Below are 23,238 nucleotides of genomic sequence, written 5' to 3' on the forward strand. Positions count from 1 at the left end.
CGGGTGCGCGGGGGGCCCGGGCGCCGCCCGCGGCCCCCGGGCCCCGACGCGTGCGCCCGACCGCCGGGCGCGCCGGCGGTCAGGCGGTGGCGGTGTAGTCGTAGAAGCCGCGGCCGGACTTGCGGCCGAGCAGGCCCGCGTCCACCATCCGCGACAGCAGCGGGGGAGCGGCGTAGAGCGGCTCCTTGTACTCGTCGTACATCGACTCGGCGATCGAGACGATGGTGTCCAGGCCGATCAGGTCGCACAGCCGCAGCGGGCCCATCGGGTGGGCGCAGCCGGCCTCCATGCCCTTGTCGATGTCGGAGGCGGTCGCCACCCCGGACTCGAACATCCGCACCGCCGACAGCAGGTACGGCACCAGCAGCGCGTTCACCACGAAACCGGCCCGGTCGCGGGCGCGGATCGGGGCCTTGTGCAGCACCTCGGTGGCGAACGCCTCCACCCGGTCGGTGGTGGCGGCCGAGGTCGTCAGGGTCGGGATCACCTCGACCAGCTTCTGCACCGGCGCCGGGTTGAAGAAGTGCAGGCCGATCACCTGCTCCGGGCGGGAGGTGGCGGCGGCCAGCTTCACGATCGGGATCGACGAGGTGTTCGAGGCGAGGATCGCGTCCCGGCGCTCCACCACCCGGTCCAGCGTCTCGAAGATCTTCACCTTGACGTCCTCGCGCTCGGCGACCGCCTCGACCACCAGGTCGCGGTCGGCGAAGTCCGTCAGGTCGACGGTGAACGCCAGCCGGCCCAGCGCCTCGTCGCGCTCCTCCTGCGACAGCTTGCCGCGCTTCACGGCGGTGTCCAGCGAGTTGGTCAGCCGGGCGCGCCCGAACTCCAGCGCCTCCCCGCTCGCCTCGGCGACCAGGACGTCCAGCCCCGCCCGGGCGAACACCTCCGCGATGCCCGATCCCATGAGTCCGCAGCCGATCACTCCGACGCGCGCGATGTCACTCACTCAGTTGCCCTTCGGTGGTGCTGGGGGTCACCCAGCGACAAGTGGCCCAGCTGCTGCTGTCCGGCGGTTCGGGAGCACCGGTATGTGCGGACCGGTGCACCGCCCCGACGACGTTACTACTCCCTACCGGCCAGTAGGTCATCCCCTCCCCGGCGGAGGCACCGCGCGGCGCCTTCCCCCGAACGGGTGGGCCCGCCCGCGTCGCGGGCGCTCACCCGCGCCGGTGCGGCCCGCCGGGCGACAGAATGCGGGGCCGGACCGCGGGTGGTCACGGACGGACGGAGGGAGCACGGCATGCCGACGGGATCGCTCACGGGACAGGTCGCGCTGGTCACCGGCGCCGGCCGCGGCATCGGCCGGGAACTCGCCGTGGGCCTGGCCGCCGAGGGCATGGCCGTCGGCCTCGTCGGCCGCACCCAGGAGACGCTCACCGACACCCTCAAGGAGTGCGTGCGGCATGGCGCGCGCGGCGTCGCCGTCGCCGCCGACGTGACCCGCCCGGGCTCGGTCCGCGAAGCCGTCCGCGTCGTCGAACGCGACCTCGGCCCCGTCGACCTGCTGGTCAACAACGCCGGCCAGGTCGACCACGCCGAGGTCCCGCTCTGGGAGACCGACGTCAACCAGTGGTGGCAGGTCGTCGAGGTCAACCTGCGCGGCCCCTACAACCTGCTGCGCTGCGTGCTGCCCGGCATGGTCCGCCGCCGCCGAGGCCGTGTCGTCAACCTCAACTCCGGCTTCGCGCTGCGCCCCGACGGCCACTACACCGCGTACGCGACCTCCAAGGGCGCGCTGCTCCAGCTCTCCGACAACATCGCCGACTCGCTCGCCGAGCACCACGTGGTGATCCTCGACATCAGCCCCGGCGCCGTCGCCACCGACATGACCGCCGGCATGCCGATGTTCCGCGACACCACCAGCTGGGGCTCCATCCCGTACATGGTCGCGGTCACCGTGGACGTCGCCCGCGGGCGCTTCGACGCGCTGCACGGGCGCTTCCTGCACGCCGGACGGGACGACCTGGAGGAACTCGTCCGCCACGCCGAGCGGATGCGCGAGACGGACGCCCGCACCCTGCGGCTGCGCCCGTACGGGCCCGACGACCCGATGGTCTGAGCCGCGCACAGGGCGAGCCGGGCGAACCGGGCGCACACGGCTCACAGCGCGCGCAGCGCCGCCAGCTCCGGTCCGGTCAGCGACCCCGGCGCCCGGCCGGTGCGGGCGAACTCCCCGGCCAGCCGTTGCAGGGCCTCGTTGAGCGGCGCCGCCGCCCCGTGCAGCCGGGCCAGCAGCACGATCTCGCCGTTCAGGTGGTCCGCCTCGATCGAGCCGGTGCCGCGGGCCAGGCTCTGCCAGGACGACGAACCGGCCCGCTCCTCGCCGGCCACCGGCTCCATGCGCAGCGACGCGCGCACCGTGCGGGCCTGCTCGGCCGGGTCCCGGTGGGCGACGCCGGCGGCCGCCAGCACGGCGACGCCCTCCGCGGTCACCCGCTCCCGCAGCTCGTGCAGCGCGGCGTCGTCGGTGCCTGCGGCGACGGCGTCCAGCGCGTTGCCGAGGTTGCCGAGCAGCTTGGTGTACTTCCAGCCCATCACGTCGTCCTCCAGCGGGGCGCCGAAGCCCGACGCGGCGAGGTCGGCGGCGATCGCGGCGGCCCGTGGCCCGCCGGTGCCGGACGGGTAGCCGCCCAGCCGCAGCACCCCGCTGACCGGCGTGCCGCCCGCGCTCACCCGGCCCGGCTCCAGGTGGGTGGACGGCATCCACACGCACATCGCCAGCACCTCGTGGAACAGCCGCAGCGCGAGCCGCTCGTTCTCCACCCCGTTCTGCGCGCACACCACCGGCAGCCGCTCGGCGGCCGTCCCGCCGCCGGCCACCGGGCGCGGCGCCCACGCGGCCAGCGCGGCGGCGGTGTCCTGCGTCTTGACGGCGAGCACCAGCACGTCGTCCGCCCGCAGCGTCACCTCCTGCGGCCCGCCGGCCACCGGGACCCGCAGCGTCCGCACCCCCTCCGGGGTGCCGAACCGCAGGCCCCGCGCGCGCAGCGCCTCCAGGTGCGCGCCGCGCGCGACCAGGACCACCTCGTGCCCGCCCTCGTGCAGCCGGGCACCGATCGTGCCGCCCACCGCACCCGCCCCGACGATGATGTAGCGCATCCCCGAAGCATGCCACGGGCCCCGCGCGGGCCGTCAGGCGAACAGGCGGCTCGCGGTCACCGGGGTGAGGCCGGCCTTTCCGAGACCGTCGAGGATGCCGGGCAGCGCGTCGACCGTGCAGCGGTGGCCCAGGTGCAGGGCGACCACCGAGCCGCCGCGCACCGAGCCGAGCACCCGGCGCTGCAGCTCGGCGGCGCTCGGGTCGGCGTAGTCGCGCGGGTCGACGTCGAAGGAGAGGACGTGCTCGTACCCGACCGCCTTCGCCTGCTCGCGCACCATCGGCGTCGCGTACTGGGCGGCCGAGGGGCGGAACCAGCGGCCGATCGAGCCGGTGAGGCGCTGCAGCCGCTCCGCACACTGGGCGATCTCGGCGCGCGCCCGGTCCGGCGTCATGGTGGAGATGTTCTGGTGGTTCTGGGTGTGGTTGCCCAGCTCGTGGCCGCCGTCCAGGATCCGCCGGGCCATCTGCGGCTGCTGGTCGAGCCAGCTGCCGACGACCATCACGGTGAGCCCCACCCCGCGCTGCTCGGCGATCTCCAGCAGGGCGGTGGCGAGCGCGGGGTCGCCGCTGCCGTGGAAGGTCAGCGCGACACCGCGGCCCGAGCGCGGCCCGTACGCGACCTCGACCGGGGTGCCCGGCGCCAGCGGCGGCAGCACCGGCGGGGTGGGCGGCGTGTCGGCGGCGGCCGCGACGGCGGGCGGGGCGGAGGCGGTGGCCGGGCTCGCGGCGGGCTCCGGCGAGGCCGGTCCCTCGCCGCCGGCCCAGGCCGGGTCCACGGTGCCCGACGGGTCCACCGGCCCCGGGCGCACGGCGAAGGCCCCCGGATCGGTCCGGCGGCGGCCGGTGTCGCCGCAGGCCGTGAGCAGGCCGCCGACGGCGGTGAGGGCGGCCAGTTTGACGGTGGTGCGCAGGACGGTGCGCCGGTCGGCAGTCATCGGCAGCCAGCATAGAGACGCCGCCACCGCGCGGCGACCGCCGGGCGCGGCGGTCCGGGCCGCCCCGCGGAGGGGTGTTGACGTGCACACACACCATTGTTCGGATGCTGCGGAAACCTGAACTTCCGCTGTTTCACCGGGGTTTCGTCGGTTACGATCACGGCGCACCGTGCGGTGGGGGCCGCTGCCGGCAGTCCGCCGGACGCGGGGCAAGGGGAACAGGACCCGTTCGGCGGCGAACAGCTCCGGACGCAGCGGACACCAGGGGGCGGAAGATGAGCGAGGACACGACGGCGGCCTACGGCGGGACCGGCACCGACTGGGAGTGGGCGCGCGCCGACGACTGGCAGCCGCCGACCGAGCTCGACACCGGGATCCCGCACACGGCCCGGATGTACGACTACTACCTCGGCGGCAAGGACAACTTCGAGGCGGACCGCAAGGCCGCCGAGGCCGCCATCGCCGCCTATCCGGCGCTGCCGCTGATGGCCCGCACCAACCGCGAATTCCTCGGCCGAGCCGTGGAGTTCGCGGCCGGCCGGGGCATCCGGCAGTTCCTCGACATCGGCACCGGGATCCCCGCCGTCGGCTCCACCAGCGAGGTCGCCCGCCGGGTCGCCCCCGACGCCAGGGTCGTCTACGTCGACAACGACCCGATCGTGGCCACCCACGCGCGCGCCCTGCTCTCCGGGCACCCGGCCGGGCACACCTCGGTCATCGAGGCGGACCTGCGCGATCCGGAGTCGATCCTCGCCCACCCCGCCCTGAGCGGCGCCGTGGACCTCGGCGAACCGGTCGCCCTGATGCTGGTCGCCGTCCTGCACTTCATCCGCGACGAGGACGGCGCCGAGCGGATCGTGCGCACCCTGCGCGACGCGCTCGCCCCCGGCAGCGCGCTGATCCTCTCGCACGGCAGCCCCGACTTCGCCTCCCGGGAGAGCGCCGCCGAGGGCACCCGCGTCTACCGCAGCGCCAGCGCGCCGCTGGTGCTGCGCCCGCGCGCGGCCGTCGAACCCTTCTTCGGCGACTTCGAGTTCGCCGGCCCCGGCCTGGTCCAGCTCCCGCTGTGGCGCCCCGACGCCGGTCACATCCGCACCGCCGACCTCCCCGAGGGCTGGCAGGACGTCTCCGCCTACGCGGGTGTCGCCTTCAAGCGCGGATGACCGCCGGGCCGCTGCCGCCGCCCGCGCCGCGGGCGGCGGCGGGGGTGCGGTACCGGAAAAATCGGGCGACGGGCGGGGGCGGGCGGTGTTAGCTTGCCGGGCATGCGTGCACTGAACGACCCCGAGATCCGTGCGTCCTTCGTCAACTGTTCCAAGGGCGAGGCGCGCCGGCTGAACCTGCCCCGGGGGCTGGCCGAACTCCCGTGGGACGAGCTGGACTTCCTCGGCTGGCGGGACCAGGGTGCGCCCGACCGCGCCTACCTCGTCGCCGAGCACCGCGGCGAGCTGGTCGGCGTCACCCTGCGGGTGCCCTCGTTCCGGCGCAGCCTGACCAAGACCAATGTGTGCTCGCTGTGCGTCACGGCCCACGCGGGCTCCGGCGTCGCGCTGCTCACCGCCCGCCGGGCCGGTGCGGCGGGCCGGGAGGGCAACAGCGTCGGCAGCTACATCTGCGCGGACCTCGCCTGCTCGCTCTACGTGCGCGGGCGCAAGAAGTCCGCGTCGGTCACCCGGCCCAACGAGTCGCTCCCGCTGGAGGAGCAGATCGCCCGCACGGTGGCCAACCTGGACGCCTTCCTGACCCAGGTGCGCAGCGAGTCCCCGGTCGCCTGAGCGGCAGCGGCGCCCCCGGCCCACCGGCGGGCCCGGCGGCGGGGTGCACCGCCGGGCCCGCCCGCCGTGCGGCGGTCAGGCCCAGATGGACAGCCGGGCCGTGAACGGGGAGAAGTCGAGGACGTCGCAGAAGTACGAGACCGCCTGGCCCCGGGCCACGTACGCCTTGCCGGCGGCGTGGCACGCCTCACCGCTCGGGTACATGCCCACGTAGACGTAGCCGGTCGTCCTGGTGGTGGATGCCTGGGCGGCGGGGGCGGCCATCAGACCGCCCGCCGCGAGCAGGCCGGCCAGAGCCATGGTGGAAACCGCCTTGCGCAATGCCATGCCGGTGCCTTCCTCGGACGTGAGCGCCGGACTGCCCGCCCGGCGCTTCGCGGCGAGTGTTCTCCGGTGCCCGGACCGCGGGCAATGGTCGAGACCAATTCGGCAGGAACCTGCCGTGGCCTTGCGCGACGCGCCCGCGAAGGGTTCACCGGCGGCGCAGATCGTCCATCTCGCGGCGGTCGCGCTTGGTCGGCCGCCCGGCGCCCCGGTCGCGCACGCCCGGCGCGGCGACGAACTCGCGCGCCGGCCGCGGCGGGCTGTTGTCCACCAGACACTCCGCCGCGACGCCCGCGCCGACCCGCTTGCGGATCAGCTTCGTCACCACCACGACCCGCTCCCAGCCCTCCAGGCGCACCCGGACCTCGTCGCCCGGCTTCAGCGCCTGCGCGGGCTTGGCCCGCTCGCCGTTGACCCGCACGTGCCCGGCCTTGCACGCCGCCGCCGCGGCCGACCGCGTCCGGGCCAGCCGCACCGACCAGATCCAGCTGTCCACCCGGACGCTTCCCTCGTCTTCGACCATCCTCCGAGCTTAGAGCCTGCCTCAGCGCCGCCCGGGCGCCTCCTGCACGGCCCAGCCGTTGCCGTCCGGATCGCTGAAGAACACGAACGAGTTCCACAGCTCGCCGCGCCCGTCCACCCGGTCGCCGTCCTCGAAGTGCTGCACCGGGCTCACCTCCACGCCCCGCGCCACCAGCTCCGCGTGCGCCCGGTCGATGTCCGGCACCACCAGCTGCAGCCCCTTCAGCGAGCCCGCCGGCGCGTCCGTCAGCCCCGTGCCCAGCACGATCGAACAACTGGAGCCGGGCGGCGTCAGCTGCACCACCCGCACCCCGTCCCGGATCCGGCTGTCGTGGTCGACGGTGAAGCCGGCCTGCTCCTCGTAGAAGAGCTTCGCCCGATCGACGTCCGTGACCGGGACCACCACCACTTCGAGCTTCCAGTCCATGGCTGCGCCCCTTCCGTCGGGCCCTCCCAGTATCGGCCGCCGCCCCTCCGCGCGCGCGGGCGCCGGTCGGCCGGCCCGCGCCGGTCGGCTAGCCTGGGCGGCGATGAACCACCTCGCCACCACCGCCGCCGCGACCCCCTTCCCGACCCCGTGGGGCACCCTCGACCTCACCCGCCACCCGGAGGACCCGCGCGAGCGGCTGCGCGCCTGGGACGCCGCCGACGAGTACCTGCTGCGGCACCTGGCCGGCGAGAGCGACTCCGCCGAGGGCCGGCCCACCGCCCTGGCCGGGCGCGCCGTCACCGTCCTCGGCGACCGCTGGGGGGCGCTGACCACCGCGCTCGCCACCGCCCCCGCCGCCGACGCCCCCGCCGCGATCACCCAGATCAGCGACTCGCACCTCGCCCGGTGCGCCACCGGGACCAACCTCGCCCGGGCCGGCGCCGACCCCGCCGCCGCCCGGCTGCTCACCACCCGTGACACCCCGCCCGGGCGCACCGACGTCCTGCTGGTGCGCGTCCCCAAGAGCCTCGCCCTGCTGGAGGACCAGCTGCACCGGCTCGCCCCGGCCCTCCACCCGGACACCGTGGTCCTCGGCACCGGCATGACCACCGAGATCCACACCTCCACCCTGCAGCTCTTCGAGCGGATCCTCGGCCCCACCCGCACCTCGCTCGCCGTCCGCAAGGCCCGGCTGATCCTGTGCACCCCCGACCCGGCGCGCGAGCCCGGGCCCAACCCCTGGCCGCACCGCTACGCCCTGCCCGCCGGCATCGGCCCGGTCTCGGGCCGCACCGTGGTCAACCACGCCGGCACCTTCTGCGCCGACCGCCTGGACATCGGCACCCGCTTCCTCCTCGCCCACCTGCCCACCGCCGCCCCCGGCGCCCGCGTCGTCGACCTCGGCTGCGGCAACGGCGTGGTCGGCACCGCCGCCGCCCTCGCCGCCCCCGGCGCCGAACTGGTCTTCGTCGACGAGTCCCACCAGGCGGTCGCCTCCGCCGAGGAGACCTTCCGCGCCAACCTCGGCCCGGAGGCCCCCGCCGAGTTCCTGACCGCCGACGCGCTCGACGACGCCGGGGTGCCGGCCGGCTCGGTGGACCTCGTGCTCAACAACCCGCCGTTCCACTCCCACCAGGCCACCACCGACGCCACCGCCTGGCGGATGTTCACCGGCGCCCGTCGCGCGCTGCGCCCCGGCGGAGAGCTGTGGGTGGTCGGCAACCGCCACCTCGGCTACCACGTCAAGCTGCGCCGCCTGTTCGGCAACTGCCGGACGGTCGCGGGCAATCCGAAGTTCGTGGTGCTCAGGGCCGTCAAGCGCTGAGCACCCCGGCGCCGCCCCCGGGCCGGGGCGGCCCCGCGCATACTCCTTGCATGAATGTTCCGTGCTGCGTATATTCATGCCACGACGAAGGAGGAACGCCATGGCATTGCGAGTCGCCGTCGCCGGCGCGAGCGGGTACGCGGGCGGTGAGGTGCTGCGCCTGCTGCTCGGCCACCCCGAGGTGGAGATCGGGGCGCTGACCGGCGGCTCGAACGCGGGCACCCGCCTCGGGCTGCTCCAGCCGCACCTGCTGCCGCTGGCCGACCGGGTCCTGGAGCCGACCACCCCGGAGGTGCTGGCCGACCACGACGTGGTGTTCCTGGCGCTGCCGCACGGCCAGTCCGCCGCCGTCGCCGAGGCGCTCGGCGAGAACGTGCTGGTCGTCGACTGCGGCGCGGACTTCCGGCTCAAGGCCGCCGCCGACTGGGAGCAGTTCTACGGCTCCGCGCACGCCGGCACCTGGCCCTACGGCCTGCCCGAGCTGCCCGGCCACCGCGCCGCGCTCAAGGGCAGCAACCGCATCGCCGTCCCCGGCTGCTACCCGACGGCCGTCTCGCTCGCCCTGTTCCCCGCCTACGCGGCGGGCCTGGCCGAGCCCGAGGCGGTGGTGGTCGCCGCCTCCGGCACCTCCGGCGCCGGCAAGGCCGCCAAGACCCACCTGCTCGGCAGCGAGGTGATGGGCAGCGTCAGCGCCTACGGCGTCGGCGGCGTCCACCGGCACACCCCGGAGATGTCCCAGAACCTCACCCCGCTCGCGGGCGAGCCGGTCACCGTCTCCTTCACCCCCACCCTGGTCCCGATGCCGCGCGGCATCCTCGCCACCTGCTCCGCCAAGGCGAAGCCCGGGGTCGGCGCCGAGCAGCTGCGGGCCGCCTACGCCGAGGCGTACGGCGACGAGCCGTTCGTGCACCTGCTGCCCGAGGGCCAGTGGCCGCAGACCAGCAGCGTCTACGGCTCCAACGCCGCCCTGGTGCAGGTCGCCCTGGACGCGGCCGCCGGGCGGATCGTGGCGATCAGCGCGATCGACAACCTGGTCAAGGGCACCGCCGGCGGTGCGGTGCAGAGCATGAACATCGCCCTCGGACTGCCCGAGGAGCTGGGCCTTCCCGTGAACGGAGTCGCACCGTGACCGACCACCAGAACGTCGGCGTCACCGCCGCCCAGGGCTTCCGGGCCGCCGGCGTCACCGCCGGGATCAAGGCCTCCGGCACCCCCGACCTGGCGCTGGTCGTCAACGACGGCCCCTCGCTCGCCGCCGCCGGCGTCTTCACCTCCAACCGGGTCAAGGCCGCCCCCGTGCTCTGGTCCGAGCAGGTCCTCAAGGGCGGCACGGTCTCCGCCGTCGTCCTCAACTCCGGCGGCGCCAACGCCTGCACCGGCCCGCTCGGCTTCCAGGACACCCACGCCACCGCCGAGAAGGTGGCCGGGGAGCTGGAGCTCAACGCCGGCGAGGTGGCCGTCGCCTCCACCGGCCTGATCGGCGTGCGCCTGCCGATGGACATCCTGCTGCCCGGCGTCACCACCGCCGCCGCCGCGCTCAGCGCCACCGGCGGCGAGCAGGCCGCGATCGCCATCAAGACCACCGACACCGTGCACAAGACCGCGCAGGTCACCAGCCCGGCCGGCTGGACGGTCGGCGGCATGGCCAAGGGCGCCGGCATGCTCGCCCCGGGCCTGGCCACCATGCTGGTCGTGCTCACCACCGACGCCGACGCCGACGCCGCCGCCCTGGACGCGGCGCTGCGCGGCGCCACCCGCACCACCTTCGACCGGATCGACTCCGACGGCTGCATGTCCACCAACGACACCGTGCTGCTGCTCGCCTCCGGCGCCAGCGGCACCGTCCCGGACGCGGCCGAGTTCGACGAGGCCGTGCGCACCGTCTGCGCCGACCTCGCCCGCCAGCTGATCGGCGACGCCGAGGGCGCGAGCAAGGACATCCGGATCGACGTCACCGGCGCCGCCACCGAGCAGGAGGCCGTCGACGTCGCCCGGGTGATCAGCCGCAACAACCTCCTCAAGTGCGCCATCCACGGCGAGGACCCCAACTGGGGCCGGGTGCTGGCCGCGATCGGCACCACCGACGCCGCCTTCGACCCCGACCGCCTGGACGTCGCCATCAACGGCGTCTGGGTCTGCCGCGACGGCAGCGTGGGGGAGGACCGCGACCTCGTCGACATGACCGGCCGCGAGGTCGTCATCACCGCGAACCTCAACGCGGGCGGGGCCGGGGCCAGTCTGTGGACCAACGACCTCACCGCCGACTACGTGCACGAGAACAGCGCCTACTCCACCTGACAGCCGCCATCGAGCCGGGGAAGCAGAACTGTGCAGATCGCACCCAAGGGCGAACAGGCCCGCAACAACACCGCGTTGCCCAAGGCCATGACGCTCATCGAGGCCCTGCCGTGGCTGGAGCGCTTCCACGGCAAGACCGTGGTGATCAAGTTCGGCGGCAACGCCATGGTCGACGAGGAGCTCAAGGCCGCCTTCGCCAAGGACGTCGTCTTCCTGCGCTTCGCCGGCCTGCACCCCGTCGTGGTGCACGGCGGCGGCCCGCAGATCAGCGCCCAGCTCGACCGGCTCGGCCTGGAGTCCTCGTTCACCAACGGCCTGCGGGTCACCACCCCCGAGACCATGGACGTGGTCCGGATGGTGCTCGCCGGCCAGGTGCAGCGCGAACTCGTCGGCCTGCTCAACGAGCACGGCCCCTTCGCGGTCGGCCTGACCGGCGAGGACGCCCACACCATGACCGCCGTCAAGCGCTACGCGGTGGTCGACGGCGAGCAGGTCGACATCGGCCTGGTCGGCGACATCGTCAACATCGAGGCCGGCGCGGTGAAGGGGCTGATCGCCGACGGCCGCATCCCGGTGATCTCCTCGATCGCCCGCGGCGCCGACGGCCACGTCTACAACATCAACGCCGACACCGCCGCCGCCGCCCTCGCGGTCGCGCTCGGCGCCGAGATGCTCGTCGTGCTGACCGACGTCGAGGGCCTCTACAAGGACTGGCCGAACTCCGACGACGTGATCAGCCAGCTCAACGCCTCCGAGCTGGACGAGCTGCTCCCCACCCTGGCCAGCGGCATGCTGCCCAAGATGGAGGGCTGCCTGCGCGCGGTGCGCTCCGGCGTCGGCACCGCCCGCGTGCTGGACGGCCGGGTGCCGCACAGCCTGCTGCTGGAGATCTTCACCGACGAGGGCATCGGCACGATGGTCGTGCCCGACGACGAACCGACCGTGACCGGGGGACTCGCATGACTTCCAACGCCCAGCTCACCGAGCGCTGGCAGCACTCCTTCACCGACAACTACGGCACCCCCCGGATCCCGCTGGTCCGCGGCGAGGGCAGCAAGCTCTGGGACGCCGACGGCAAGGAGTACACCGACCTGCTCGGCGGCATCGCCGTCAACGCCCTCGGCACCGCCCACCCGGCCGTCGTCGAGGCCGTGAGCCGGCAGATCGCCACCCTCGGCCACGTCTCCAACCTGTTCATCGCCGAACCCACCGTCGCCCTCGCCGAGCGCTTGCTGCGCCTGGACGGCCGCCCCGGGCGGGTGTTCTTCTGCAACTCGGGCGCCGAGGCCAACGAGGCCGCCTTCAAGATCGGCCGCCGCACCGGCCGCACCCACGTGGTCGCCCTGGAGGGCGGCTTCCACGGCCGCACCATGGGCGCCCTCGCGCTCACCGGCCAGCCCGCCAAGCAGGACCCGTTCCGCCCGCTGCCCGGCGACGTCACGCACGTCCCGTTCGGCGACGTCGAGGCGCTGCGCGCGGCCGTCACCACGGCGACCGCCGCGGTGTTCCTGGAGCCGATCCAGGGCGAGAACGGCGCGATCCCGCTGCCCGAGGGCTACCTGGCCGCCGCCCGCGAGATCACCCGCGCCACCGGCACCCTGCTGGTGCTGGACGAGATCCAGACCGGCATCGGCCGCACCGGCCACTGGTTCGCCCACCAGGCCTCCGAGGGCATCGAGCCGGACGTCGTCACGCTCGCCAAGGCGCTCGGCGGCGGCCTGCCGATGGGCGCGGTGCTGGCCTTCGGCGAGGCGGCCGACCTGCTGACCCCGGGCCAGCACGGCACCACCTTCGGCGGCAACCCGGTGGCCGCGGCGGCCGGTCTCGCGGTGCTCGACACCATCGAGTCCCAGGGCCTGCTGGAGCACGCCCGCAAGATCGGCGAGCGGCTGCGCACCGGCGTCGAGGCGCTGGCGGACCCGCTGGTCTCGCACGTGCGCGGGGCCGGGATGCTGCTGGGCATCGTGCTCACCGAGCCGGTGGCGGCGAAGGTGCAGGCGGGCCTCCAGGAGGCCGGTTTCCTGGTGAACGCCGCAGTGGCGGACGCGGTGCGCCTGGCCCCGCCGCTGGTGCTCACCGAGCAGGAGGCGGACGCCTTCCTGGCGGCCCTGCCGGCCGTGCTGCGGGCCGTCCGCGAGGGCGCCCCGGACGATGCGAACCGCGCGTAGTCCGGGAGAATAATCACATGACCGTACCCAACTCCGGGCAGCCCGCCGCCGGCCCGTCGCCGCAGGTGCCGCAGACCCGCACCGCGCGCCACCGGCGGATCGTGGACCTGCTCACCCGCCAGCCCGTGCGCTCGCAGAGCCAGCTCGCCAAGCTGCTCGCCGACGACGGACTCGTGGTCACCCAGGCCACCCTCTCCCGGGACCTGGACGAGCTGGGCGCGGTGAAGATCCGCAACCGGGACGGCGCGCTCATCTACGCCGTCCCGGCCGAGGGCGGCGACCGCACCCCGCGCGCGCCGATGGGGGAGTCCGCCACCGAGGGCCGGATGGCCCGGCTGGCCGGCGAGCTCATGGTCTCCGCCACCGCCTCCGGCAACCTGGTCGTGCTGCGCACCCCGCCGGGCGCGGCGCAGTTCCTGGCCTCGGCGATCGACCAGGCGGAGGTGTTCGAGATCATCGGCACCATCGCCGGCGACGACACCGTGCTGCTGATCAGCCGGGACGCGGCCGGCGGCCAGGCACTGGCCGACCACCTGATGCAGCTCGCCCAGGCGAAGGCGCAGTAACCCCCCGTACGTCCCGTGTGGGCCCGGCTCCGGCCGGGCCCACCGGCGTATCCGGAACTCCTCGGCCACGGGGTTTTGAGTTTCATACGGAGTAGTGCATACTTATGCCTATCGCCGTAAGCCTGTTCGCACAGTTGTGAAGGAGAAAGCCGTGACCGAGCGCGTCGTACTCGCCTACTCGGGCGGTCTGGACACGTCCGTCTGCATCGGCTGGATCGCCGAGGAGACGGGCGCGGAGGTCATCGCCGTCGCCGTCGACGTCGGCCAGGGCGGCGAGGACCTGGACGTCATCCGCCAGCGCGCGCTGGACTGCGGTGCCGTCGAGGCCGAGGTCGCCGACGCCCGCGAGGAGTTCGCCGACGAGTACTGCCTGCCGGCCCTCAAGGCCAACGCCCTCTACCAGGGCGAGTACCCGCTGGTGTCCGCCCTGTCCCGGCCGGTCATCGTCAAGCACCTGGTCGCCGCCGCGCAGAAGCACGGCGCCACCACCGTCGCCCACGGCTGCACCGGCAAGGGCAACGACCAGGTCCGCTTCGAGGTCGGCATCAACTCCCTCGCCCCGGGCCTCAAGTGCATCGCCCCGGTCCGCGACTACGCGATGACCCGGGACAAGGCCATCGCCTTCGCCGAGGCCAAGGGCCTGCCGATCGCCACCACCAAGAAGTCCCCGTACTCGATCGACCAGAACGTCTTCGGGCGGGCCGTCGAGACCGGCTTCCTGGAGGACATCTGGAACGCCCCGATCGAGGACGTCTACGAGTACACCCAGAACCCGGCCACCCCGCGCGAGGCCGACGAGGTGGTCATCACCTTCGAGGCCGGCGTCCCGGTCGCGATCGACGGCCGCAAGGTCACCGTCCTGCAGGCCATCGAGGAGCTCAACAAGCGGGCCGGCGCCCAGGGCGTGGGCCGCCTCGACATGGTCGAGGACCGGCTGGTCGGCATCAAGTCCCGGGAGATCTACGAGGCCCCCGGCGCGATCGCCCTGATCACCGCCCACCAGGCGCTGGAGAACGTCACCGTCGAGCGCGAACTCGCCCGCTACAAGCGGCAGGTCGAGCAGCGCTGGGCCGAACTGGTCTACGACGGCCTGTGGTTCTCCCCGCTCAAGCGCGCCCTCGACGGCTTCGTCGACGAGGCCAACCAGCACGTCTCCGGCGACATCCGGATGGTCCTGCACGGCGGCCGGGCCGTCGTCAACGGCCGCAAGTCCGAGCAGTCGCTCTACGACTTCAACCTCGCCACCTACGACACCGGCGACACCTTCGACCAGTCGATGTCCAAGGGCTTCATCGAGATCTTCGGCCTCTCCTCGAAGATCGCCGCCCGCCGCGACCTGGGCTGAGCCCGCACCCGGCCCCGGCCGCACCCGGCCGGGGCCGCCCCCCACCCGCACTTCCCGCACGTCAGTAAGGAGCCAGCGATGTCCGCCGACCAGACCGCCTCCGGTGGCGACGTCCGCCTCTGGGGCGCCCGCTTCGCCGACGGCCCGTCCGAGGCCCTGGCCAGGCTCTCCGCCTCGGTGCACTTCGACTGGCGCCTCGCCCCCTACGACATCGCCGGCTCCAAGGCCCACGCCCGCGTGCTGCACGGGGCCGGCCTGCTCGACGACGGCGAACTCGCCGCGATGCACGACGGACTCGACCGGCTGCTCGCCGACGTCGAGGCCGGCACCTTCACCGGCACCATCGCCGACGAGGATGTCCACACCGCCCTGGAGCGGGGCCTGCTGGAGCGCCTCGGCCCCGACCTCGGCGGCAAGCTGCGGGCCGGCCGCTCGCGCAACGACCAGATCGCCACCCTCTTCCGGATGTACCTGCGGGACCACGCGAAGACCATCGGCGCCCTGCTGCTCGACCTCCAGCACGCCCTGGTCGGCCTAGCCGAGGCCCACCCGGACACCGCCATGCCGGGCCGCACCCACCTCCAGCACGCCCAGCCGGTCCTCTTCGCCCACCACGTCCTCGCGCACGTGCAGGCCCTCGGCCGCGACGCCGAGCGGCTGCGCCAGTGGGACGCCCGCACCGCCGTCTCCCCCTACGGCTCCGGTGCGCTGGCCGGCTCCTCGCTCGGCCTCGACCCGCAGGCCGTGGCCGCCGACCTCGGCTTCGAGGGCGGCTCCGTCGGCAACTCCATCGACGGCACCGCCTCGCGCGACTTCGTCGCCGAATTCGCCTTCGTCACCGCGATGATCGGGATCAACCTCTCCCGGATCGCGGAGGAGGTGATCATCTGGAACACCAAGGAGTTCGGCTTCATCACGCTCCACGACGCCTTCTCCACCGGCTCGTCGATCATGCCGCAGAAGAAGAACCCCGACATCGCCGAGCTCGCCCGCGGCAAGTCCGGCCGGCTCATCGGCAACCTCACCGGCCTGCTCGCCACCCTCAAGGCCCTCCCGCTCGCCTACAACCGCGACCTCCAGGAGGACAAGGAGCCGGTCTTCGACTCCTGCGACACCCTCGAAGTCCTGCTGCCCGCCTTCACCGGCATGATGGCCACCCTCACCGTCCACCGCGAGCGCCTCGAAGAGCTCGCCCCGGCCGGCTTCTCCCTCGCCACCGACATCGCCGAATGGCTCGTCAAGCAGGGCGTGCCGTTCCGGGTCGCCCACGAGGTCGCCGGCGCCTGCGTCAAGGAGTGCGAGGCCCACGGCATCGAACTCGCCGACCTGACGGACGAGCAGTTCGCCGCCATCTCCGAGCACCTCACCCCCGAGGTCCGCACCGTGCTCAGCGTCCACGGTGCGATCGCCTCCCGCAACGGCCGCGGCGGCACCGCCCCCGACGCCGTCGCCGTCCAGCTCGCCGAGGTCAAGGCCGACCTGGCCGCCCAGCAGACGTGGGTCACCGGCTGAGCGCGGCCCCGAGCACCCGGGGGAGGGGCGTGGCGGACCGACCGCCGCGCCCCTCCCGCGCGCACGCCACCGCACGGCCGTAACCGGCCCGGCCCCCGCCGGGTCAAGCACGGTATGCGCACCGACCCCCCGTCCCACCCGTCCGCCGAGGACGAGGTCCTCGCCGGGCTGCGCCGCCGCCTCGTCCACGAGGCCGTCGCCGCCCTGCCCGGCCGCTGCCCGCAACTGGTCGCCGCCCTCACCGAGGACCCGCCGCCGACCTACCGCGAACTCTCCCGCCGCCTCGGCATGCCCCGCGGCTCCATCGGCCCCACCCGCGCCCGCTGCCTCGCCTGCCTGCGCGCCCTGCTGCACGCCGAGCGCCACGCCTGACCCGGGCCGCCGTGACCCGCCCCGCCCGGCCCCCGCCGCTCACCCGACCGGACGTGACGTCCGCCACGCCCGCCGCCCGGGCGGGCGTGACCCTCGCCACGTCCGGCGGCCACGAGGTTGAGGGCAGCTGACGCGCGGGTAAGGCGCTGGCGAACGCCGCTCTTGACGGTGACGCGCCCGCCCCGATACTGACCGTGAGCGTGCCGCCGCCGACACGGCCCCACAGGGCCGTGCGGGCTGGTACGTTCGTGCGCCACCCCGGTCTGGGCGGATCCCCGGCCGGGACAACACCTCCGGCAGGGACCCGGTGCGACACCCTCACGTCCACGCGCCGGCACAAGGATGGGGAGGCCCCCGCACATGGGCATGAGCGTCATCATTTCGACCGCCGACACGAACGACGCGGAGCAGATCCTCAAGCTCCAGTACCTCGGCTACCAGAGCGAGGCCGAACTCTACGGGGACTGGGCCATCGAGCCGCTGACCCAGACCCTGGAGAGCCTGCGCACCGAACTGACCGAGCAGCACGTCCTGGTCGCCCGCCTCGGCGAGGAGATCGTCGGCACCGTGCGCGGCGTGCGCGGCCCCGACGGCGTCGGGCGGATAGGGCGCCTGGTCGTCCACCCGCGCATGCAGCGCCACGGCCTCGGCGGCCGCCTGCTGGAAGCCCTCGAACAGCGCCTCGCCCAGGACGGCGCGGTGACCTCCTACCAGCTCTTCACCGGCGACCGCAGCCTCGGCAACCTGCGCCTCTACGCCCGCCAGGGCTACCGGCGGACCACCGTCGAACAGGTCAGCGGCCGGGTCACCCTGGTCCACCTGGAGAAGCCCGCCGCCGCCCCGCTCGCCGCCACCGCCTGAACGCCCCGGCCGTCCCGGTTCCCGCCGGCGCCGCCACCATCCGGACCCCCGGTGGCGGCGCCGAGCCGCGTCACCCCAGCTCACCGCCCCAGGTGTCCGCATTGCGGACAGCCCGTGCGGACAATTGGGCGTACCCCGGCCCATCTGTTTTACTGGCTCACATGACTGCGACGACGAAATGGACCCCCACCGGCACACTGCCGGCAGGTGAGCGTGCCATGTGCCGTCGAATGTGTCACCGCTGAGGGCCATCGCCCCCGGCACCCGCTGAGAGTGCCCCTCCCTCGCGCCCCGAAGCGAGAACCCGGCGCCGCTGCCGTCCCCGTGCGAGCGCGCCCGTCCTGCCGTCCCCCCTCCTCCCGCCTGCCCGCCCGCCCGCGGACGGCCGGTGACTCGTAAGGGCCACGCCGTCGCGCGGCCCGGCCGCCCGGCGGCGACGATCAAGGGACGGCGGGTTCGCATCCCCACGGCACGTGGCGCCGTCGCGCGCCGCCCACCGCACCCCCGGTACGGCGGCCGCACGCCGCCCGCCCCGACCCACGGAAGCAGCTGTGATCACCACCACGGACCTCACCAAGGTCTACCGCTCCCGCGGCCGCGAGGTGACCGCCCTCGCGGGCGTCGACCTCCACGTCCGCCCCGGCGAGGTCTACGGAGTCGTCGGCACCAGCGGCGCCGGCAAGTCCACCCTCATCCGCTGCGTCAACATGCTGGAGCGCCCCAGCTCCGGCACCGTCACCGTGGACGGCGTCGAACTCACCGCCCTGTCCGGCGGCGAGAACCGGGCCGGCCGGGAACTGCGCGAGGCCCGCCGCCGGATCGGCATGGTCTTCCAACACTTCAACCTGCTCGCCTCCCGGACCGTCCAGCAGAACGTCGAACTCCCGCTGGAGATCATCGGCCTGGACCGCACCGAACGCCGCCGCAAGGCCGCCGAACTGCTCGACCTCGTCGGCCTCGCCGACAAGGCCCGCAGCTACCCCGGCCAGCTCTCCGGCGGCCAGAAGCAGCGCGTCGGCATCGCCCGCGCCCTAGCCGGCGACCCCAAGGTGCTGCTCTCCGACGAGGCCACCTCCGCGCTCGACCCCGAGACCACCCGCTCCATCCTCAAGCTGCTGCGCGAGCTCAACCAGCAGCTCGGCCTCACCGTGCTGCTGATCACCCACGAGATGGACGTCATCAAGACCGTCTGCGACTCCGCCGCCCTGATGCGCGGCGGACGGGTCGTCGAGTCCGGCGCCCTCACCGACCTGCTCGCCGTCCCCGACTCCGAGCTCGCCCGCGAGCTCTTCCCGCTCGGCGAGTTCGGCACCGGCCACCCCGGCGCCACCGTGCTGGAGATCACCTTCCAGGGCGACACCCCCGCCCAGCCCTTCGTCTCCCAGCTCGCCCGCACCTACCAGATCGACATCAACATCCTCGGCGCCGCCGTCGAGACCATCGCCGGGCGCATGGTCGGCCGGATGCGGGTCGAACTGCCCGGCAGCCACCAGGACAACGTGGTGCCCATCGGCTTCCTGCGCGAGCAGGGCCTCCAGGTCGACGTCCTCGACACCACCCTCACCGCGACGACGAAGGGAGCGGACGCATGACCTGGGACCAGATGCAGGAACTGATGTGGCCCGCCACCTGGGAGACCCTCCAGATGGTCGGCGCCGCCACCGTCGGCACCGTCCTGCTCGGACTGCCGCTCGGCGTGCTGCTGGTCGTCACCGACAAGGGCGGCCTGCTGCAGAACCTGCCCGTCAACAAGGTGCTCGGCGCCGTCGTCAACATCGCCCGCTCGGTGCCGTTCATCATCCTGATGATCGCCCTGATCTCCTTCACCCGCTGGCTGGTCGGCACCTCCATCGGCTGGCAGGCCGCGACCGTGCCGCTCACCATCGGCGCGATCCCGTTCTTCGCCCGCCTCGTCGAGACCTCCGTGCGCGAGGTCGACCGCGGCCTGGTCGAGGCCGTCCAGGCGATGGGCGGCTCCGCCTGGACCATCGTGCGCAAGACGCTGATCCCCGAAGCCCTGCCCGGCCTGGTGGCCTCCGTCACCACCACGATCATCACCCTGATCAGCTACTCCGCCATGGCCGGCGCGGTCGGCGGCGGCGGCCTCGGCACCCTCGCCATCAACTACGGCTACTTCCGCTTCGAGACCGCCTTCATGTGGATCATCGTCGCCGAACTGGTGATCATCGTCACCGTCGTGCAGCTGCTCGGCGACTGGGCCGTCCGCTCCCTCGCCCACCGCGGCCGCGCCGGCGGGCGGACCCGCCTGCTCCGCCCGCGCGGCCGCGTCCCCGCCGCCCCGGCCGGCCCCGGCGACGACCTCGTCGCCCCCTAGACCACCCGGCGTCCGAACCCCGGACCCGGCTCCCCGCATCACGCAGAAAGGCACTTTTCGTGCGCAACGCCCTGAAGTTCACCAGCGTCCTCGCCACCGCCGGCATCGCCCTCTCCCTCGCCGCCTGCGGCAGCAACGGCGACTCGAAGTCCTCCTCGGACCCGAACGCGCCGCTCACCGTCGTCGCCAGCCCCACCCCCCACGGGCAGATCCTCAAGTACGTCAAGGACAACCTCGCGGACAAGGCCGGCCTCAAGCTCACCATCAAGGAGGTCACCGACTACGTGACCCCCAACACGGCGGTGCAGGACGGCTCGGCCGACGCCAACTACTTCCAGCACGTGCCGTACCTGGAGGACTTCAACAAGAAGCACGGCACCCAGATCGTCTCCGTCGAGACGGTCCACCTGGAGCCCCTCGGCCTCTACTCCAAGAAGGCCAAGGCCGTCGGCGACATCAAGGACGGCGCCACCGTCGGCCTGCCCAACGACGCCACCAACGAGGGCCGCGCGCTCAAGCTCCTCGCCGACAACAACCTCATCACCCTCAAGGCCGGCGTCGGCACCGCCGCCACCCCCGCCGACGTCACCGGCAACCCGAAGAACCTCAAGTGGAAGGAGCTGGAGGCCGCCCAGCTGCCCCGCTCCATCGACGACCTCGACGCCGCCGTCATCAACGGCAACTACGCCCTCGACGCCGGCCTCAAGCCCACCAGCGACTCGCTGATCCTGGAGAAGGCCGAGGGCAACCCCTACGCCAACATCCTCGCCGTCAAGCAGGGCAAGGAGAACGACCCGCGGGTCAAGAAGCTCGCCGAGCTGCTCCACTCGCCCGAGGTCAAGAAGTACATCGACGACACCTTCCAGGGCGCCGTCATCCCGGCGTTCTGATCCACGCCGAGCGCACCACCGACCCGTCCCGCCGGACACCACCGGGCCCCCGCCGCAACCAGGCGGGGGCCCGGTCGGGCAGTATGCACCAGTGACGGTCCGACAGGCCCACATCTGACGTACCGTCGTCCGGTCCGTGCACCGCGTGACCACCCGGCACCGGCGAGGCGTACGGTGTGTCCACGACCCGGCGAGGAGAGACGGCATGGCAGCGAGCTTCCCCGAGACCGCCATCAGCACCGAACGGCTGCTGCTGCGCCCGCTTGCGGAGGACGACGCCCCCGGCCTGGCCGCCATGATGGCCGACGAACTCGTCCTGGCCTGGACCGACCGGCCCCACCCCTTCACCGAGGCCCACGCCCTCGACCTGGTCCGCACCCTCGCCCCCGCCCACCGCGCCGCCGGCCACGGCATCGTCCTCGCCGTCACCGAACACCTCACCCAGCGCCTCGTCGGCCTCGTCGAACTGCGCCACACCGACTGGCGGCTGCGCTCCACCGAGATCTCCTTCGTCACCGCCGCCTGGGCCCGCGGCGAGGGCTACGCCCCCGAAGCCGTCCTCGGCGTCGCCCAGTGGCTCTTCGAGGACCGCGGCTTCCAGCGCCTGGAACTGCGCACCGCCGCCGGCAACACCGCCGCCCAGCAGGTCGCCCAGAAGATCGGCGGCATCAGCGAGGGCGTGCTGCGCAGCGCCTGGATAGTGCGCGGCGAGTCCGGCGCCGCCGACGAGGCGGAGGCGTCCGGGGCCGAGAGCCGCAGCGACCTCATCCTGTGGAGCCTGCTGCCCGAGGACCTCGAAGCCCCCGAGGCACCCGCCCCCGCCTGGGCCGGCGGCGACCGCTACGTCCTGCGCGACTGAACCCGCCGCGCCCCGGCCGCCGACCCCCGGCCGCCGACCCCAGATCCCCGGCTCCCGATCCTCGGCTCCCGCGCCCCGGCCGCGCCGCGTGTCGCGCGCCTCGCCGGGCACAGGTGTGCGAGATGTCCGCGCCGGGGGGATCACACCCGGTAGCCTCTGACCGGCGCCGGTGTGCGGCGCCTGACGGTGCACGGACGGCGAGGGAGACAGCCGCAGATGGCTGACCGGATCACGGTCATCGGGTGGGACGGCACGCCGCTGACCGAGGCCGCCGCCGCGGCCCTCGCCGCAGCCACCCTGGTGGCCGGCGCCCCCTACCAGCTCAAGGCCCTCCCGGTGCCGGCCGCCGCCGAACGCATCGCCCTCGGCAGCATCCAGCTCGCCGCCCGCCGGATCGCCGAACACCGCGGCGCCGCCGTCGTCATCGCCGAGGGCGACCCCGGCTTCTTCGGCGTCGTCCGCACCCTGCGCCGCCCCGAACACGGCCTCGAACTCGAAGTCCTGCCCGCCGTCTCCTCCGTCGCCGCCGCCTTCGCCCGCGCCGGCATGCCCTGGGAGGACGCCCAGGTCGTCAGCGCCCACGGCGGCCGGCTGCGCCGCGCGGCCAACGTCTGCCGCGCCCACCCCAAGGTCGCCGTCCTCACCGCCCCCGGCGCCGGACCGAGCGAACTCGCCCTGATGCTCCGCGGCGTCCACCGGACCTTCGTCGTCTGCGAGGCCCTCGGCACCCCCGACGAGGACGTCACCGTCCTCACCTCCGACCGCGTCGCCGACCACATCTGGCGCGACCCCAGCGTCGTCCTGGTCATCGGCGGCAGCAGCGCCGGCGGCCCCGGCGGCGGACCGCAGGGCGGCGGCGCCGGCGAAGCGGCCGGCTGGCTCGCCGGACGCCCCGTCGGCTACCCCGGCCCCGACCGCGGCTGGGCCCTGCCCACCGACACCTACACCGGCACCGAGCGCACGCCCGGCGCGCCCGACACGCTCCCGGCGCACGTCCGCGCGCTCGTGCTCGCCCGCCTCGGCGCACGCCCCGGCGACCTCGTCTGGTCCGTCGGCGCCGGCAGCGGCGCACTCGCCGTCGAGGCCGCCCGCTTCGGCGCCGCCGTCGTCGCCGTCGAGGCCGACCGCGCCGCCTGCGCCCGCCTCGCCGTCAACGCCCGCCGCTACGGCGTCGAGGTCGAGACCGTCCACGGCCACGGCCCCGACGTCCTCGGCGAACTCCCCGAACCCGACGCCGTCGTCGTCGAGACCGGCGGCCCCGACGTCGTGCGCGCCGTCCTCTCCCGCCGCCCCGAACGGATCGTCGCCGTCGCCCGCACCCTCGCCGAGGCGGAGGAGGTCCGCCGCACCATCGCCGACGCCGGCTACCGCGCCGACGGCGCACTGCTCCAGTCCGCGCCGCTGCTCGCACCCGCCACCACCCCCGGCGGCGACGGCGGCCACGGACTGCGCCTCGGCGTCGGCGACCCCGGCACCTTCCTGCTCTGGGGTGAGCAGAAAGCGTGAAGGCCCGGTGCCGATTCCGCCCGCCGCACCCCGGCGGCGGCATCGCCCGGCCGCCCCGGACGGTGATCCAGGTCGCATCCGGACACCGATTCGAGAGGCGGCCCCGCCGGGCC

The 23,238-nt window shown here is 74.1% G+C and carries 24 protein-coding genes; 18 read left to right on the forward strand and 6 right to left on the reverse strand.

Annotated elements, in window-relative coordinates; translation table 11 throughout:
- Positions 1–79: 79 nt before the first annotated feature.
- The gene (locus ACFXAM_RS20645; protein ID WP_380293234.1) at positions 80–949 is read right to left on the reverse strand and encodes a 3-hydroxybutyryl-CoA dehydrogenase; all 870 of its coding nucleotides are present in this window, start codon (positions 947–949) and stop codon (positions 80–82) included.
- Between the two features lie 294 nt (positions 950–1,243).
- Between ACFXAM_RS20645 and ACFXAM_RS20650 the strand changes: the two genes are divergently transcribed.
- Positions 1,244–2,062, forward strand: a complete 819-nt coding sequence (locus ACFXAM_RS20650) for an SDR family NAD(P)-dependent oxidoreductase (RefSeq protein ID WP_380293236.1) — start codon at positions 1,244–1,246, stop codon at positions 2,060–2,062.
- Positions 2,063–2,103: 41 nt separating this feature from the next.
- Here the strand turns inward: ACFXAM_RS20650 and ACFXAM_RS20655 are convergent, their stop codons facing one another.
- A complete protein-coding gene (locus ACFXAM_RS20655; RefSeq protein WP_380293238.1) occupies positions 2,104–3,102 on the reverse strand; it encodes a ketopantoate reductase family protein in 999 nt (332 codons plus the stop codon).
- Between the two features lie 33 nt (positions 3,103–3,135).
- Entirely contained in the window at positions 3,136–4,038 is a 903-nt protein-coding gene (locus ACFXAM_RS20660; protein ID WP_380293240.1) for a polysaccharide deacetylase family protein, read from the reverse strand.
- Positions 4,039–4,313: 275 nt separating this feature from the next.
- Here ACFXAM_RS20660 and ACFXAM_RS20665 point away from each other — a divergent pair, with 275 nt between their 5' ends.
- The gene (locus ACFXAM_RS20665; RefSeq protein WP_380293242.1) at positions 4,314–5,201 is read left to right on the forward strand and encodes an SAM-dependent methyltransferase; all 888 of its coding nucleotides are present in this window, start codon (positions 4,314–4,316) and stop codon (positions 5,199–5,201) included.
- Positions 5,202–5,303: 102 nt separating this feature from the next.
- Complete coding sequence (locus ACFXAM_RS20670; RefSeq protein ID WP_380293244.1) at positions 5,304–5,813, forward strand: FBP domain-containing protein; 510 nt, start codon at positions 5,304–5,306, stop codon at positions 5,811–5,813.
- Positions 5,814–5,888: 75 nt separating this feature from the next.
- On the opposite strand, the gene ACFXAM_RS20675 is transcribed toward ACFXAM_RS20670, so the two are convergent.
- The 3 genes from ACFXAM_RS20675 to ACFXAM_RS20685 all read right to left on the reverse strand — a co-directional run bounded on the left by ACFXAM_RS20675 (position 5,889) and on the right by ACFXAM_RS20685 (position 7,086).
- A complete protein-coding gene (locus ACFXAM_RS20675) occupies positions 5,889–6,140 on the reverse strand; it encodes a hypothetical protein (RefSeq protein WP_380293246.1) in 252 nt (83 codons plus the stop codon).
- 145 nt (positions 6,141–6,285) lie between these two features.
- The gene (locus ACFXAM_RS20680) at positions 6,286–6,660 is read right to left on the reverse strand and encodes an RNA-binding S4 domain-containing protein (RefSeq protein ID WP_380293248.1); all 375 of its coding nucleotides are present in this window, start codon (positions 6,658–6,660) and stop codon (positions 6,286–6,288) included.
- 21 nt (positions 6,661–6,681) lie between these two features.
- On the reverse strand, positions 6,682–7,086 hold the full coding sequence (locus ACFXAM_RS20685) for a VOC family protein (RefSeq protein WP_380293250.1): 405 nt from the start codon (positions 7,084–7,086) through the stop codon (positions 6,682–6,684).
- A 103-nt stretch (positions 7,087–7,189) separates the two neighbouring features.
- On the opposite strand from ACFXAM_RS20685, the gene ACFXAM_RS20690 reads away from it, so the two are divergent.
- The 15 genes from ACFXAM_RS20690 (at position 7,190) to cbiE (ending at position 23,125) form a co-directional block, all read left to right on the forward strand.
- A complete protein-coding gene (locus tag ACFXAM_RS20690) occupies positions 7,190–8,413 on the forward strand; it encodes a methyltransferase (RefSeq protein ID WP_380293252.1) in 1,224 nt (407 codons plus the stop codon).
- A gap of 100 nt (positions 8,414–8,513) precedes the next feature.
- A complete protein-coding gene (gene argC, locus ACFXAM_RS20695; RefSeq protein ID WP_380293254.1) occupies positions 8,514–9,542 on the forward strand; it encodes an N-acetyl-gamma-glutamyl-phosphate reductase in 1,029 nt (342 codons plus the stop codon).
- On the forward strand, positions 9,539–10,711 hold the full coding sequence (argJ, locus tag ACFXAM_RS20700; protein WP_380293256.1) for a bifunctional glutamate N-acetyltransferase/amino-acid acetyltransferase ArgJ: 1,173 nt from the start codon (positions 9,539–9,541) through the stop codon (positions 10,709–10,711). The genes argC and argJ overlap by 4 nt, the downstream gene beginning before the upstream one ends.
- Before the next feature lie 87 nt (positions 10,712–10,798).
- Complete coding sequence (gene argB, locus ACFXAM_RS20705; protein ID WP_380293287.1) at positions 10,799–11,674, forward strand: acetylglutamate kinase; 876 nt, start codon at positions 10,799–10,801, stop codon at positions 11,672–11,674.
- On the forward strand, positions 11,671–12,879 hold the full coding sequence (locus ACFXAM_RS20710; RefSeq protein WP_380293257.1) for an acetylornithine transaminase: 1,209 nt from the start codon (positions 11,671–11,673) through the stop codon (positions 12,877–12,879). The genes argB and ACFXAM_RS20710 overlap by 4 nt, the downstream gene beginning before the upstream one ends.
- Positions 12,880–12,896: 17 nt before the next feature.
- Positions 12,897–13,445, forward strand: a complete 549-nt coding sequence (locus ACFXAM_RS20715; RefSeq protein ID WP_380293259.1) for an arginine repressor — start codon at positions 12,897–12,899, stop codon at positions 13,443–13,445.
- Between the two features lie 151 nt (positions 13,446–13,596).
- Positions 13,597–14,790 carry an argininosuccinate synthase gene (locus tag ACFXAM_RS20720; RefSeq protein WP_380293261.1) on the forward strand — a complete coding sequence of 398 codons (1,194 nt, stop codon included), beginning with the start codon at positions 13,597–13,599 and terminating at the stop codon, positions 14,788–14,790.
- Between the two features lie 78 nt (positions 14,791–14,868).
- On the forward strand, positions 14,869–16,302 hold the full coding sequence (argH, locus tag ACFXAM_RS20725) for an argininosuccinate lyase (RefSeq protein ID WP_380293263.1): 1,434 nt from the start codon (positions 14,869–14,871) through the stop codon (positions 16,300–16,302).
- Positions 16,303–16,416: 114 nt separating this feature from the next.
- Positions 16,417–16,674, forward strand: a complete 258-nt coding sequence (locus ACFXAM_RS20730) for a hypothetical protein (RefSeq protein ID WP_380293265.1) — start codon at positions 16,417–16,419, stop codon at positions 16,672–16,674.
- A 360-nt stretch (positions 16,675–17,034) separates the two neighbouring features.
- Positions 17,035–17,535, forward strand: a complete 501-nt coding sequence (locus ACFXAM_RS20735; protein WP_380293267.1) for a GNAT family N-acetyltransferase — start codon at positions 17,035–17,037, stop codon at positions 17,533–17,535.
- A gap of 551 nt (positions 17,536–18,086) precedes the next feature.
- Positions 18,087–19,127 (forward strand): methionine ABC transporter ATP-binding protein, encoded by a 1,041-nt coding sequence (locus ACFXAM_RS20740; protein ID WP_380293269.1) that lies wholly within the window; start codon positions 18,087–18,089, stop codon positions 19,125–19,127.
- Entirely contained in the window at positions 19,124–19,870 is a 747-nt protein-coding gene (locus ACFXAM_RS20745) for a methionine ABC transporter permease (RefSeq protein WP_380293271.1), read from the forward strand. Before ACFXAM_RS20740 ends, ACFXAM_RS20745 begins: the two co-directional genes overlap by 4 nt.
- 59 nt (positions 19,871–19,929) lie before the next feature.
- Complete coding sequence (locus ACFXAM_RS20750) at positions 19,930–20,760, forward strand: MetQ/NlpA family ABC transporter substrate-binding protein (protein WP_380293273.1); 831 nt, start codon at positions 19,930–19,932, stop codon at positions 20,758–20,760.
- 205 nt (positions 20,761–20,965) lie between these two features.
- Entirely contained in the window at positions 20,966–21,619 is a 654-nt protein-coding gene (locus ACFXAM_RS20755; protein ID WP_380293275.1) for a GNAT family N-acetyltransferase, read from the forward strand.
- Positions 21,620–21,835: 216 nt separating this feature from the next.
- Positions 21,836–23,125 (forward strand): precorrin-6y C5,15-methyltransferase (decarboxylating) subunit CbiE, encoded by a 1,290-nt coding sequence (gene cbiE / locus ACFXAM_RS20760; RefSeq protein ID WP_380293277.1) that lies wholly within the window; start codon positions 21,836–21,838, stop codon positions 23,123–23,125.
- Positions 23,126–23,238 lie beyond the last annotated feature (113 nt).

Origin of the sequence: Kitasatospora sp. NPDC059462, from assembly GCF_042749955.1 — a bacterium.
In the GTDB taxonomy this organism is placed as follows: Bacteria; Actinomycetota; Actinomycetes; order Streptomycetales; family Streptomycetaceae; genus Kitasatospora.